This window comes from Bradyrhizobium sp. SZCCHNPS1003, assembly GCF_032381555.1.
In the GTDB taxonomy this organism is placed as follows: domain Bacteria; phylum Pseudomonadota; class Alphaproteobacteria; order Rhizobiales; family Xanthobacteraceae; genus Bradyrhizobium.
Genome location: NZ_JAUHIU010000016.1, coordinates 66,969 through 80,202, shown reverse-complemented (window position 1 = coordinate 80,202; position 13,234 = coordinate 66,969). Strand labels below are relative to the sequence as shown.

Annotated in this window: 10 protein-coding genes; 7 read left to right on the top strand and 3 right to left on the bottom strand. The window is 66.0% G+C overall.

The window, feature by feature from the left end:
- Positions 1 to 26: 26 nt before the first annotated feature.
- The 5 genes from QX126_RS24975 to QX126_RS24955 all read left to right on the top strand — a co-directional run bounded on the left by QX126_RS24975 (position 27) and on the right by QX126_RS24955 (position 7,924).
- Positions 27 to 770: a di-trans,poly-cis-decaprenylcistransferase gene (locus QX126_RS24975; RefSeq protein WP_315784339.1), complete on the top strand. Its 744-nt coding sequence runs from the start codon at positions 27 to 29 to the stop codon at positions 768 to 770.
- Positions 771 to 839: 69 nt separating this feature from the next.
- Positions 840 to 2,783, top strand: a complete 1,944-nt coding sequence (locus QX126_RS24970; protein ID WP_315784337.1) for a tetratricopeptide repeat protein — start codon at positions 840 to 842, stop codon at positions 2,781 to 2,783.
- Between the two features lie 156 nt (positions 2,784 to 2,939).
- Entirely contained in the window at positions 2,940 to 4,040 is a 1,101-nt protein-coding gene (locus QX126_RS24965; protein WP_315784335.1) for an HlyD family secretion protein, read from the top strand.
- 8 nt (positions 4,041 to 4,048) lie between these two features.
- Positions 4,049 to 6,796 carry a ribosome-associated ATPase/putative transporter RbbA gene (gene rbbA, locus QX126_RS24960; protein WP_315784443.1) on the top strand — a complete coding sequence of 916 codons (2,748 nt, stop codon included), beginning with the start codon at positions 4,049 to 4,051 and terminating at the stop codon, positions 6,794 to 6,796.
- A 3-nt stretch (positions 6,797 to 6,799) separates the two neighbouring features.
- Complete coding sequence (locus tag QX126_RS24955; RefSeq protein WP_315784333.1) at positions 6,800 to 7,924, top strand: ABC transporter permease; 1,125 nt, start codon at positions 6,800 to 6,802, stop codon at positions 7,922 to 7,924.
- 81 nt (positions 7,925 to 8,005) lie between these two features.
- On the opposite strand, the gene QX126_RS24950 is transcribed toward QX126_RS24955, so the two are convergent.
- On the bottom strand, positions 8,006 to 8,827 hold the full coding sequence (locus QX126_RS24950; RefSeq protein WP_315773282.1) for a porin family protein: 822 nt from the start codon (positions 8,825 to 8,827) through the stop codon (positions 8,006 to 8,008).
- Between the two features lie 331 nt (positions 8,828 to 9,158).
- On the opposite strand from QX126_RS24950, the gene QX126_RS24945 reads away from it, so the two are divergent.
- On the top strand, positions 9,159 to 9,422 hold the full coding sequence (locus tag QX126_RS24945) for a hypothetical protein (RefSeq protein ID WP_315773280.1): 264 nt from the start codon (positions 9,159 to 9,161) through the stop codon (positions 9,420 to 9,422).
- A gap of 153 nt (positions 9,423 to 9,575) precedes the next feature.
- Positions 9,576 to 10,937, top strand: a complete 1,362-nt coding sequence (locus QX126_RS24940; protein ID WP_315784330.1) for a UDP-N-acetylglucosamine-peptide N-acetylglucosaminyltransferase — start codon at positions 9,576 to 9,578, stop codon at positions 10,935 to 10,937.
- Between the two features lie 27 nt (positions 10,938 to 10,964).
- Here QX126_RS24940 and QX126_RS24935 read toward each other — a convergent pair whose 3' ends face one another.
- Entirely contained in the window at positions 10,965 to 11,525 is a 561-nt protein-coding gene (locus tag QX126_RS24935) for a hypothetical protein (RefSeq protein WP_315784328.1), read from the bottom strand.
- A gap of 89 nt (positions 11,526 to 11,614) precedes the next feature.
- On the bottom strand, positions 11,615 to 13,204 hold the full coding sequence (locus QX126_RS24930) for an ATP-binding protein (protein WP_315784327.1): 1,590 nt from the start codon (positions 13,202 to 13,204) through the stop codon (positions 11,615 to 11,617).
- Positions 13,205 to 13,234: the final 30 nt, after the last annotated feature.

Below are 13,234 nucleotides of genomic sequence, written 5' to 3'. Positions count from 1 at the left end.
GCATTTTTTTGACCTGGAGCTTTGCAATGCAAAGTAGTCTGCAACCGAAATCGCCTGCTGTGTCGGATGGCCTGCATGTCGGCATCATCATGGACGGCAACGGCCGCTGGGCGACGCGCAAGGGCTTGTCGCGGCTGCGCGGGCACGAGGCGGGCGTCGACGCGATCCGTCGCGTCGTCGAAGCCGCGCCCGACCAGGGCATCGGGACGCTGACGCTGTATGCGTTCTCCAGCGACAATTGGCGACGCCCGCGTGCCGAGGTCGCCGCCTTGATGGCGCTGTTGCGGGTCTATCTCGCCAGCGAGGTGGAGTCGCTGGTGCGCAACGGCGTCCGCCTCACGGTGATCGGCCGCCGCGACCGACTGCCCGGCGGCATCGCCGACGCCATCGGCCGGGCCGAAGCGGCAACCCGCAATGGCAGCACCCTGCACCTGCGCATCGCCGTCGACTACTCGGCGCGCGACGCGATCCTCGATGCCGCAACGAAAGCCCGCGAGATCGACGGCCTGACGCGTGCGGCGTTCTCCGACCTCGTGACGGGCGAAGCCGGCTTGCGCGACGTCGACCTGATCATCCGCACCTCCGGCGAGCAGCGCCTGTCCGATTTCCTGCTCTGGGAAGGCGCCTATGCCGAGCTGCATTTCACCCAGCGGATGTGGCCCGATTTCGATGCCGCAGATCTGGCGCAGGCGCTCGCCTCGTTCCGCGGCCGCGAGCGTCGCTTCGGCGGCCTCGAGGCGGTGCCGCTGGCGCCGGCACCGGTCTCCTGACGCCCACGCAATCTTTCCGCGCATCGGGGAATCATCTACCGCTTGCAGCACGAGCGCAGAGATCCCCTGATGAAGCACAAGCCGCGCCGGCCCGCCGGCAAGCCCCCGGTCAAATCCGGATCGATGGGCCACAGCGATACGCCTGATGCGCTGTGTGCCGCCGCCCTGCGGCTGCTGCGCGCCGGCCAGCTCGCGCAGGCCGAGGATGCGTGCCGCCGCGCGCTGACGCTGGACGCGGCCTCGCTCGACGCGCTGCGTGCGATGGGACAGGTCTGCCTGGCGCTCAAGCGCGCCGATGATGCGATCGAGTGGTTTGCCCGCGCCGTTCGGCAGGACGTTTCCGCAGCGGAGTCCTTCGTCGGCTTGGCGCAGGCGCTGCGGGACTCCGGCCGCGTCGATGAAGCGATCAAGGCCTATGATCGCGCGCTGCAGCTGCAGCCGGATGCGGTGGAGAGCTGGGATGCGCTTGGCGAACTGCTGCAACTGAGGGAGCGGCACGCCGAGGCGGCGCTGGCCTGCGATCGGCTGCTGCAGCTCGCGCCCGATCGTGCCGCGACGTGGTTTCGTCTCGGCGAGGTGCTCGAAGCCCAGGGCCGGCGTGACGAGGCGGCGCTGGCCTTCGATCAGGTGGCACAGCTCAAGCCAGATCATGTCGAGGCGGCCAACAAGGCCGGAGCGCTTCATTTCGATGCTGGCCACTACGAGCAGGCCATCTCGCGCTTCGGGCAGTCGCTGGCGGTGATGCCGGATCAGGCGGGCGTGCTGTACCTGAAGGGCATCGCGCTGCGGCGGCTGCGCCGCTACCAGGAAGCCGAGACTCTCGGCCATCGCGCGCAGGTGCTGGCGCCTGACAATCCCGACTTCGCCAATGGCTATGGATGCATCCTGCAGAACCTCGGCCGTCATGATGACGCCGTCGCCATGTTCGACAAGGCGATCGCGCTCCGGCCGCAGACCGCGGATTTCCACAATCATCGCGGCACGTCGCTGGCCGAGCTGCATCGTTTCGCAGAGGCGTTCGAAAGCTTCGATCGCGCCGTCGCGTTGAAGCCTGATCTGGCCGATGCGCATTGGAACGCGGCGCTGTTCCGGCTGTTGACCGGCGACTTCGCCCGTGGCTGGGCGGCGCGCGAATGGGGACGAAAATGTCGCGCCGTCGGCTTCGTCGAGCGCAGCTTCGAGGCGCCGCTGTGGCTTGCGGATGCGCCCCTCGCCGGCAAGACGATCCTGCTCCATAGCGACGAGGGGCTCGGCGACACGATCCAGTTTTCGCGCTACGCCACAATGGTGGCCGCGCAGGGTGCGCGCGTCGTGCTCGAGGTCGACGCGCCGCTGCAGCCGCTTCTGTCCGGCCTGGACGGCGTGGCGCAGTGTCGTGCCCGCGGCATCGATGCGCTGCCTGCCATCGACTATCACTGTCCGCTGTCGAGCCTGCCGCTCGCGTTTGACACCCGGCTCGACACGATCCCTGCCGCGCCGTGCTACCTGCCGCGCCCTCCCGAGGCGCGCCGCGCGATCTGGGAGCAGCGACTCGGTCCGCATGACCGCTTGCGGGTGGGCCTGGTCTGGTCGGGCAACCCCGCGCATCTCAACGATCACAACCGTTCGATGCCGTTGCCGACGCTCGCGCCGCTGTTCGAGATTGGCGCGCGGTTCGTCAGTCTGCAGAAGGAGCCTCGGTCGTCCGACAAGGCCGCACTCGCCGCGCGTGACGACATTCTCGATCTCACCGCTGACATCCGTGACTTCGTCGATACGGCGGCGCTGATCGATAATCTCGACCTCGTCATCACCGTCGATACCAGCGTGGCGCATCTGGCCGGCGCGCTGGGCAAGCCGACCTGGATCATGCTGCCCTTCACGCCGGACTATCGCTGGCTGCTCGGCCGTGACGACAGTCCGTGGTATCCGAGCGTGCGGCTGTTCCGCCAGGATGCGCGACGTGATTATGCCGACGTCGTCGCGCGCGTTCGCGAGGCGCTCGCCGCACAGCTCGCGACGTTCAGCCCCTGATGAACGCTTGAGCATCAACCAACGCCATAACTGAAATGTGATTGGCTGGCTGAGCCGCCGGCGCGTGCCGCCTGATGGCGATTGAGCTGCGTCAACGGATTTCTGCGTGCGTATGGCAAACGGAATGCCTGCTTCAGCGACGAAGGCGTTTTTGGAATGAATCAGCAGGAATCCGAGCTCGTCAGCGACATCCGGCCCGTTCAGGACGCGCGTGCTGAGCCCGGCGCTGTCGTTCCCGCGTCGGCGGTGCCTGTTCCCGTGTCCCATCAGCCGCGGCGCAGGTGGGCGTTGTGGCCGCTTCTGCTGCTCGTGCTCGCCGGCGGAGTCGCCGGCGGTGGCGGTTATGTCTGGTGGCAGCGGCTGCATCCGCCGCTGCCGCTCGGCATCAGCGTCAGCAACGGTCGCATCGAGGCTGACCAGATCGACATCGCGACCAAATTTGCCGGGCGCGTCGCCGAGCTGCGCGCCGATATCGGTGATCGCGTCGAGGCCGGGCAGATCGTGGCGCGGATGGACACGAAGGAGCTGCAGCAGTCGCTGTCGAAGGCGCAGGCCCAGGCCGAGCAGGCGCAGCACGTCGTCGATCAGGCCCGCGCCAATCTCGCGCAATTGCAGGCGCACAAGACGCTCGCCGAGCAGGAGATGGAGCGCACGCGCAGCCTGCTGCAGAACGGCTGGACCACACGCGAGCTGGCCGATCAGCGTCAGCAGGCGCTCGACAATGCCACCGCCGGCCTCGCCGGCGCGCAGGCGCGAATTTTTGAAGCCGAACGCGCGCTCGAAGCGGTTCGTCACGACGTCGCGCTCTACACCGTCCAGATCGCCGACAACTCCCTGATCGCGCCGAAGCCCGGCCGCATTCAATATCGTCTCGCCAATGTCGGCGAAGTCCTCGCCGTCGGAGGCAAGATCTTCACCATGCTCGACATCGGTTATGTCTACATGGACGTGTTCCTGCCGACCGAGGAGGTCGGCAAGGTCAAGATCGGCACCGAGGCGCGCATCGTGCTCGACGCCTATCCGGATCGTCCGATCCCGGCGAAAGTGTCGTTCGTGGCGAGCCAGGCGCAGTTCACGCCGAAGACGGTCGAGACCCGGAGCGAGCGCGACAAGCTGATGTTTCGCATCCGTGTGCGCGTCGATCAGGACAGATTGGCCGCGCATGCCGATGCCGTGAGGAGCGGGTTGCCGGGCGTGGCGTATGTCCGGTGGAATCCGGACGTCACATGGCCGGCGCGTCTGCAAGTGTCGCCATGACGGCGGACATGATCGGCGATGCGTCTCCGGTCGCGATCGTCAGGAACGTCTCGCAGCGCTATCGAGACGTCGTCGCGCTCGACGATGTCTCGATCGATATTCCCGCCGGCCGCGTGGTCGGGCTCATCGGTCCCGATGGCGTCGGCAAGTCGTCGCTGCTGTCGATCCTGGCCGGCGCGCGCGCGATCCAGGGCGGGCAGGCGCGCGTGCTCGGGGCCGATATGGCGGACCGGCGCGCCCGCACGCAGATGTGTCCACGGATCGCCTACATGCCGCAGGGTCTCGGCAAGAATCTCTATCCCGATCTCAGCGTGCGCGAGAACATCGCGTTCTTTGCCCGGCTGTTCGGCCAGTCGAGGTCCGAGCGTGACTGGCGCATCGCCGAACTGATGGAGGCGACGGCGCTGTCCGATTTCGCCGACCGGCCGGCGAAAAAGCTGTCCGGCGGCATGAAGCAGAAGCTCGGCCTGTGCTGCTCGCTGATCCATGATCCCGATCTTCTCATCCTTGACGAGCCAACCACCGGCGTCGATCCGCTGTCGCGCCGGCAATTCTGGGACCTGATCGACCGCTTGCGCGCGCGCAGCGCGGCGGACATGAGCGTCATCGTCGCGACCGCCTATATGGAGGAGGCCGAGCGTTTCGACTGGCTGATCGCGATGAACGACGGGCGCATCCTCGCGACCGGCACGCCGGCGGAGCTCAAGGCGCAGACCAAGGCGGCGTCGATCGAGGACGCGTTCGTCGCGCTGCTGCCCGACCGCCCGGCGCGCGACCGGGCCGAGATGCCGGCGAAGTCCGAGCTCGACGGCAGCCAAGAGACCGTGATCGTCGCGCGCGACCTGACCTGCCGCTTCGGCGATTTCACCGCGGTCGACCGCGTGAATTTCCAGATCCGCAAGGGCGAGATCTTCGGCTTCGTCGGCTCGAACGGCTGCGGCAAGACCACGACGATGAAGATGCTGACGGGGCTGCTGCCGCCCACCGAAGGCGAGGCGCTGATCTTCGGCCGCTCCATGGAGGCCGGCAATCATGAATCGCGCAGCCGCGTCGGCTACATGTCACAGGCCTTCTCGCTCTATGGCGAGCTCACGGTGCGGCAGAACCTGGTGCTGCATGCGCGGCTGTTCCATCTGCCGCTGGCCGCTGCCGGGAAGCGGATTGCCGAACTGATCGAGCGCTGCGATCTCACCGATCACATCGACGGCCTCGCGGCCGATCTTCCGCTCGGCATCCGCCAGCGCCTGTCGCTCGCGGTGGCGATCGTCCACAGGCCGGATCTGCTGATCCTCGACGAGCCGACGTCGGGCGTCGATCCGGTCGCGCGCAATCAGTTCTGGCGCCTGCTGATCGAACTTTCGCGTCAGGATGAGATGACGATCTTCGTCTCCACGCATTTCATGAACGAGGCGGCGCGGTGCGACCGGCTATCGCTGATGCATGAGGGGCGGGTGCTGGCGACCGATACGCCGGACGGGCTGATCCGCGCCAAGGGCGCGCAGACCCTGGAGCAGGCGTTCATCGCCTTCCTCGAGCAGGATGCCGGCGTCGCCGATCCGCCGGTCACGCTGACCCAGGCGAAGCCCGATCCGCGTCCCGTCGATCGGCCGCAGGACGACCGGGGGCAGGCCGCCTTCAGTCTGCGGCGGCTGCTCGCCTATACGATCCGCGAAGGTCTCGAGCTGATCCGGGACCCGATCCGGCTGATGTTCGCGCTGTTCGGAACGGCGTTCCTGATGATCGTGATCGGCTTCGGCATCTCCACGGACGTCAACAACCTGACCTTCGCCGCGCTCGATCGCGATCAGTCGCCGGAGAGCCGTGCCTATCTGTCGGAGCTCAGAGGTTCGCGCTATTTCGTCGAAAGGCCACCGCTCGCGGACTATGCCGAGCTCGAACGGCGGATGAAGAGCGGCGACATCAAGGCCTCGATCGAAATCCCGCCGAACTTCGGTGTCGACATCAAGCGCGGCCGGCCGGCCTTCGTGTCGGCCTGGATCGACGGCGCGATGCCGTTCCGCGCCGAAACCATTCGCGGATATCTCGAGGGCACGCATCAGCTCTATCTCTCCGATCCCGCCGTCAAGACGACGCAGCCGTTGCCGGCCTCGTCGGTCAATGTCGAGATCAGGTTCAAGTACAACCAATCCTTCGACAGCATCTACGCGATGGCCCCAAGCACGATCGCGCTGCTGCTCGCGCTGTTTCCGGCCATCCTGATGGCGCTCGCGGTCGTGCGCGAAAAGGAGCTGGGGTCGATCACCAATCTCTATGTCACGCCGGTGACGCGGCTCGAATTCCTGCTCGGCAAGCAGCTGCCTTACATCGCCGTCGCGCTGGTGAACTTCGTGCTGATGTATGTGATGGCGACGGTCCTGTTCCGCGTGCCCCTCAAGGGGGCCCTTCTGCCGCTGATGGTCGGTACGTTCGTCTATGTCGTCACCACCACCGGCTTCGGCATGCTGATCTCGACCTTCTGCCGCACCCAGATTGCGGCTCTGTTCGGGACCGCCATCCTCACCGTGCTGCCCGCCACGCAGTTCTCGGGCATGCTGGTCCCGGTGTCGTCGCTGTCCGGTGTGGCCAAGCTGATCGGCATGGTCTTCCCGATGACGTACTACCGCCCGATCGCGGTCGGCACCTTCACCAAGGGGCTGGGCTTTGCCGATGTCGGCGCCGACATCCTGATCCTTTTGATCTTCATTCCCGTCCTGACGGGGTTCAGCTTGGCGATGCTGCCGAAGCAGGAGGCGTGAGCCATGATGCGCTCGCTCTCCAACGTGTTCTGGCTCGGAACCAAGGAGCTGCGCAGCCTGTTCGGCGACGTCGTGCTGATCGGGCTCGTGATCTATTCGTTCACGGTGGCGGTGATCAGCCAGGCGCAGAGCAGCTCGCAGGAGCTGCATCGCGCCTCGATCGCCGTCGTCGATGAGGACAGCTCCGAGCTGTCGCGTCGAATCGCCAGCGTATTCCAGCTGCCTTACTTCCAGCCGCCTGTCTACATCAGCCAGGGCGAGGTGGAGCGGCTCATGAACAGCGGCCGCTTCACGTTCGTGCTCGACATCCCGCCGAACTTCCAGCGCGACGTCCTTGCCGGGCGGAGGCCGTCGGTGCAGCTGAACGTCGATGCGACCGCGATGATCCAGGCGGGAATCGGATCCGGCTATGCGCTGCAGATCATCAACACCGAGGTCGCCTGGTTCGTGGCCCGCTCCGAGACATCCTCGCCCTCCCCGGTCAATCTGGTGACGCGGATCGCGTTCAATCCCAATGTCACGACCGCCTGGTTCGAAGGCGTGATGGGCATCATCAACAGCGTCACCATGCTTGCGATCATCCTGGCCGGCGCGGCGCTGGTGCGCGAGCGCGAGCATGGCACCATGGATCATCTGCTGGTCATGCCGCTGTCGCCATTCGAGATCGCGATGTCGAAGATCTGGGCCAACGCGCTGGTGATCGCGGTCGCCGTCGCCATCGCGCTCTATGCCGTCGTGCGGTGGTATCTGCACGTGCCCATCATGGGCTCGATCCCGCTGTTCATGGTGGGCACCGTGCTCTATCTGTTCTTCGCGACCGCCGTCGGGTTGTTTCTCGGCACCATCGCGCGATCGATGCCCCAGCTGGGCCTGCTCTATATCCTCGTCGCCGTGCCGATGAACCTGTTGTCTGGCGGGATGACGCCAGTGGAAAGCCAGCCGGTGTGGCTCGCCACGATCATGAAGGCGTCGCCGTCGACGCATTTCGTGTCGTTCGCCCAGTCGATCCTCTATCGCGGCGCCGGCATCGATGTGGTGTGGCCGCAATTCGCTGCGGTCGCCGCCATCGGCGCCGTGGTCCTGGCGCTGACCTTGCGGCGCTTCCGGGCGGCGATCGCGGCGGCCTGACCCACCCTCGACCCCAACAAAAAAGCCTCGGCACTGCGGCCGAGGCTTTTCCTTGAATGGCGTCGCTATGGATGATGGCGATCAGTAGCGCGCCGCCACCGGGCCACCAAACTTGTAGTTCACGCCGACCCGGACCGTGTGGAATGAGAAGTCCTGGGACAGGCGCTCGACGTAGTTCGAGCCGGGCGGGGCGAAGGTGCTGCCCGGGACGTAGGCCGAGGTGTAGTTGATGCTGCCGAGGTCGGTGTAGAGATATTCAGCCTTGACGGTCCAGTTCGGCGCAAACGCATGCTCGACACCGGCGCCGACCGTCCAGCCGACTCGCGTCTCGTTGGCCGAGGCAGTCTTGGTGTAGCCGTTCGCCGAGGTCAGATCCCAGCTGCCCTTGACGTTGCCGACGGCGAGACCGCCGGTGACGTAGAACAGCGTTGTATCGACCGCGTAGCCGGCGCGGCCGCGCAGGGTCATGAACCAGTCGTTCCGGATGCTCTCGTTGAAGGTGCGGGTCGTGGGTGGGTTGGCCGCCGTGTAGACCGTCCGTTTGTTGAGGTCCGATCCGTTGATGTCGGCCTCGATGCCGAAGACGCCGGCGCCGCTCTGCCAGTTGTAGCCGGCCTGCAGACCGCCGAGCACGCCGGCTGGATTGAGCCGGTTGTTGCTGATGTTGACGAACTGATTCTGGAAGGCGGCGCCTTCGACCGCCCAGCTGCTGGTCTGGTCCAGCGTCGTGTTCAAGTTCGACCGGCCCCAGCCGTAGCCGACGCTGCCGCCGAAGTAGAAGCCGGTCCAATTGTAGATCACGGCCGGGGGAGGAGCCTTGGTGTAGCGGGCCGGCAGATCCGCGGCGAATGCGCCGAGTGAGCTGGCGAGGAGCAAAGAGACGGCTGAGGCAAGGGTCTTCATCGGTCACAATCCTCAATTAAAATGTGCGACATTGAGACAAGCTTTTCTCACAATTTGGCCTGTTAGGCTGTAGTCCAACTACAACACTCGTGATCGTAGGTGTCTGTGACGGCGTCACTTTCTGCGCGTATGGTCTTAACCTTAAGCCACTGTAAATCCGGATGGGCGGTCAACGGATACCGACCTCTTTCCACGAACCGGACAATCCGCCGCAGTGCGTTAGGCAACGATTCGCCAACCATCCGGACACGCTGTCCCGCCCGCTAACGATTTCGCAAAGCGCGCACGTGCACCTTCGGCGCGTCCTGGAGGACGGAGAGGGGAGTGCATCATGAACGGGGAAGCGGTTCTCGAGAACGTAAGGCGCTATCGGACCATCGCCTCCTTGTACCGCCAGACCGCGGCATTTCGCCCGCATCAGCGCGACTCGCTGCTGATGCAGGCCGCCGAATGGGAAAGCCGTGCGGTCGCCGAGCTCGAGGATTATTTCGTCGCTCGCCAGGCGCCGTCGCAACCGCCGGCGAACATCAACTACAATATGAGCCATCACGGAGCCTCCTCCCGGCCGTCGCACCTGCAGATGGCGGCCGCGTAGTTCTTCGGACACAGCGCGTCATTCCCGCGGCGCGATCGGCGCCCGAGCTACAGCGAGGGAGTTGTCACAGCGCGCCTCCATTTCATCTGCAGGCCGGGGTCTGGCGCAGGACTTGCTGGGTCTGATTTCAGCCTCCGCCAAGGATGGACCTGAATGAGATCGCTCGGGCGCGACCGCGGCATGTGTGCCTGGGACGATTTCGCCCGGTCGTCGACCGATGCCCGGCTGTCGCTGGCGCAGGCGAGATCGGGGCAGATTCCGCCATTCCTGCTGCTCTCGGTGCCCGGCATGAGCGCCGGCGAGCATCGCCTTTGCTCCGAGCTGTGGACCCGCGACCGGATCGCCGCCAGCAGCGCCGAGCGGGCGCGGCTGGATTTTCGCTTCGATCTGACATTCCGCGACAAGCTTCGTGTCGGATACCTTTCAAACGACTTCCACGACCACGCCACGGCGCATCTGCTGATCGAAGCGCTCGAGGCGCATGACCGCGATCGCTGCGAGCTGCACGCCTTCTCATTCGGCGCCGACGATCGCGGCGCCATGCGGGGCCGGCTGCACGCCGTCTTCGACGGCTTCCATGATGTGACCGCGCTGAGCGACAGCGCCGCCGCGGCCGCGGTGCATGCCGCGCAGATCGATATTCTGGTCGACCTCAAGGGCTATACGCGCGGTGCCCGGACCGGAATCCTGATGCTGCATCCGGCGCCGGTCCAGGTGAACTTCCTCGGCTATCCCGGGACGCTGGGCGGCGACCTCTGCGACTACATCATCACCGATCCGTTCATGACGCCGCTGGCGTTTGCGGCCGATTATTCGGAGAGTTTTGCCTACATGCCGCATTCGTACCAGCCGCACGGCCGGGCAGCACTGGGCCCGGCGCCGACCCGTGCGGAGGTCGGCCTGCCGGACGCCGGCATCGTGTTCTGCTGCTTCAACCAGGCCTACAAGTTCACGCCCGCGGTGTTCGACCTGTGGTGCCGCCTGCTCGACGCGACGCCGGACAGCGTGCTGTGGCTGCTGGCGTCCGATCGGGCCGAGGGCAATCTGCGCGGCGAGGCGCTTCGGCGCGGCGTGGCGCCCGGTCGCCTGGTGTTCGCGCCGGAAGCGACGCAAGGCGAGCATCTGCGCCGACTCCAGCTCGCCGATCTCGTGCTCGACACCGCGCCCTATGGCGCCCACACCACGGCGAGCGACGCGCTGTGGGCTGGCGTGCCGATCGTGAGCTGCGCCGGGCACACGTTTGCCTCGCGGGTCGCCGGCAGCCTTTTACATGCGGTCGGATGTCCCGAGCTCATTGCATCGGACGAGGCCGACTATCTGGCGGTGGCGCTGACGCTCGCCGCCGAGCCGGATATGCTGCAAGCGGCTAAGGCCAGGCTCTGGCGCAACCGGCTGGCCGCGCCGCTGTTCGACGCTGCCGCCTATGCCCGGTCGCTGCAGGATCTCTACGACCAGATGTGGCACCGCCGTCGCAGCGGCGGCGCGCCAGGGCCGATCTGGGCGTCGAAGTCTTGAGCAGGGACGAGGCGGGCTTGCTGCGCCTTACTGCGCCGCCATGCGTGCGGCAGCGAGGATCCCGATCAGGGCCGTCAGCGCGCCGACGCTGGTCGCGTTGATCGCGACGAGCGACGCGAAATTGGAGTCGGCGACCTTCATCAGCGGCTCGCCAAGGCAGGGATCGATCAGCAGATAGGACACGAATGGCAGTCCCAACAAAGGCAACGACATCAGGCGCTCCGCTGGCCGAAACAGCACCGCGCCGAGCAGGGCGCAAGGCAGCAAGAACAGCTCGACGCCGCTCTGCGCGCCGAGCAGCTTGACGGAGAACACCGTGTTGACCGTGCCGGTCAGGACCATCAGGGCGCGGCCGGCGAACGGATTGCGCCGCGCGAGCATAGGCGCGCTGGCGAACAATGGCGCCGTGAGCAGCGTCAGCCAGGCCGGCCACGCCGCCGTGCCCACGGTGGCATGGAGATAGAGCGGATAGAACGGCTGGTTGGAGACGATGACCAACGCGACCTTGGCGGCGATGTCGGACTGCGGGTCATCGGCCGACGCATAGGCCTGCACGGCGGCCAGCCCGCGTGAAAACATCTCAGCCATTCAAGTCCCTCAGCTCCGCAAGAAGGTGCGCATCACCGCCCGGAAACGCGCGTGCCCGCAAGCCGGATCATGCGTCGCGCATCGCACGGTCAAGAGTTCAGTGCGGTCCGCAGCATGCGTGCGAGATCGGCGCTCTGATACGGCTTGGTGAGCAGCAGCAGGCCGGCATCGAGGCGGCCGTGGTGGACGATCGCATTCTCCGTATAGCCGGACGTGTACAGCACCTTGAGGCTGGGACGCCGCTTCAGCGCCTCGATCGCGAGCTGGCGGCCGTTCATGCCGCCGGGCATGATGATGTCGGTGAACAAAAGATCGATCCGCGCTGCGCTATCGATGAGCGCCAGCGCCTCGTCGGCCTTGCTGGCCGCGAGCGTGGTGTAGCCGAGCCGCTTGATCTGGGCGATGACATATTCGCGCACCAGCGAATCGTCCTCGACGATCAGGATCGTCTCGTCGCCGCGCTCCATGCCCTCGGCGCTGACGGTCGATAGTGCCGCATCCGCATCGGTATTGGCCTGCGGCAGGTACAGCTTGACCGAGGTGCCGTGCCCCGGCTCGCTGTAGATCTTGATGTGTCCGTTGGACTGCTTGACGAAGCCGTAGACCATGCTCAGCCCGAGGCCGACGCCCTTGCCGACATCCTTGGTGGTGAAGAACGGCTCGAACACCTTGTCGAGCAGGTTGGCGGGGATGCCCTCCCCGGTGTCGCTGACCGCGATCATGACGTAGTTGCCGGGGATCACCTCCGGGTTCATGCGCGCATAGGCGGCGTCGAGCAGGACGTTCTTGGTTTCCAGGGTCAGCTTGCCGCCGTCCGGCATGGCATCACGCGCGTTGAGCGCGAGGTTCAGGATCGCGGTCGACAGCTGGCTGGGGTCGATCATGGCCGGCGCCGAATCGTGCGCCAGCATGGATTCGATCTCGATCTGCTCGCCGAGCGTCCGGCGCAGCAGGCGGGCGGTGTCGACCACCATGCCGTTGATGTCGACGCTGCGCGGCTGCAGCGGCTGGCGCCGGGCGAAGGCGAGCAGATGGCGGGTGAGATCGGCGCCGCGGGCGGCCGCCGAGTTGATCAGGCTGGTGATCTGCACCAGCTGCGGACGGTCCTTCACCGCGTCGGCCAGGATCTCGATGGTGCCGGTGATCACGGTCAGGATGTTGTTGAAGTCGTGGGCGACGCCGCCGGTGAGCTGACCGATCGCTTCCATCTTCTGTGCCTGACGCACCTGCGCCTCGGTGGCCTCGATCTCCTGGAAGCGCTTGACCATGGCTTCGGCGGTGCGCCGCTGCCGCGTCTCCTCCTCGAGCTGCGCATAGGCGTTCCGCAGCTCGGCGCGGGACGGCATCGTCAGCACCCGCGGCAGCATCAGTAGCAGCGCGGCGGCGATGCCGATCGACATGAAGGCCAGGAAGCCCTTGGTGGCCGCCTCCAGGCTGTAGGCCGGAACCCAGATCGTGAGCACCTCGATCAGTCGTGTCATCCCGCAGACGGACACCCACAGCGCGAAGGCCCAGAAGATGTAGCTGAACTGAAAGTCGCGGCGGCGATAGACGATGAAGGCGAGCACAAACGCGATGGTGAAGAAGGCGAACGAGATGAGGATGTCGGACACCGTGTTCACCCAGATCAGCTCAGGTGTCCACAGCAGGCACTCGCCATGCGGCGTGAGCATCGACATGTCCGATATCCTCAAAAGTGTAGCCGGCGG

Coding starts and splice junctions, on each gene's coding strand:
- QX126_RS24950 (WP_315773282.1), bottom strand. CDS start 8,827: ATGAAGACCCTTGCCTCAGCCGTCTCTTTGCTCCTCGCCAGCTCACTC.
- QX126_RS24970 (WP_315784337.1), top strand. CDS start 840: ATGAAGCACAAGCCGCGCCGGCCCGCCGGCAAGCCCCCGGTCAAATCC.
- QX126_RS24955 (WP_315784333.1), top strand. CDS start 6,800: ATGATGCGCTCGCTCTCCAACGTGTTCTGGCTCGGAACCAAGGAGCTG.
- rbbA (WP_315784443.1), top strand. CDS start 4,049: ATGATCGGCGATGCGTCTCCGGTCGCGATCGTCAGGAACGTCTCGCAG.
- QX126_RS24975 (WP_315784339.1), top strand. CDS start 27: ATGCAAAGTAGTCTGCAACCGAAATCGCCTGCTGTGTCGGATGGCCTG.
- QX126_RS24940 (WP_315784330.1), top strand. CDS start 9,576: ATGAGATCGCTCGGGCGCGACCGCGGCATGTGTGCCTGGGACGATTTC.
- QX126_RS24930 (WP_315784327.1), bottom strand. CDS start 13,204: ATGTCGATGCTCACGCCGCATGGCGAGTGCCTGCTGTGGACACCTGAG.
- QX126_RS24935 (WP_315784328.1), bottom strand. CDS start 11,525: ATGGCTGAGATGTTTTCACGCGGGCTGGCCGCCGTGCAGGCCTATGCG.
- QX126_RS24945 (WP_315773280.1), top strand. CDS start 9,159: ATGAACGGGGAAGCGGTTCTCGAGAACGTAAGGCGCTATCGGACCATC.
- QX126_RS24965 (WP_315784335.1), top strand. CDS start 2,940: ATGAATCAGCAGGAATCCGAGCTCGTCAGCGACATCCGGCCCGTTCAG.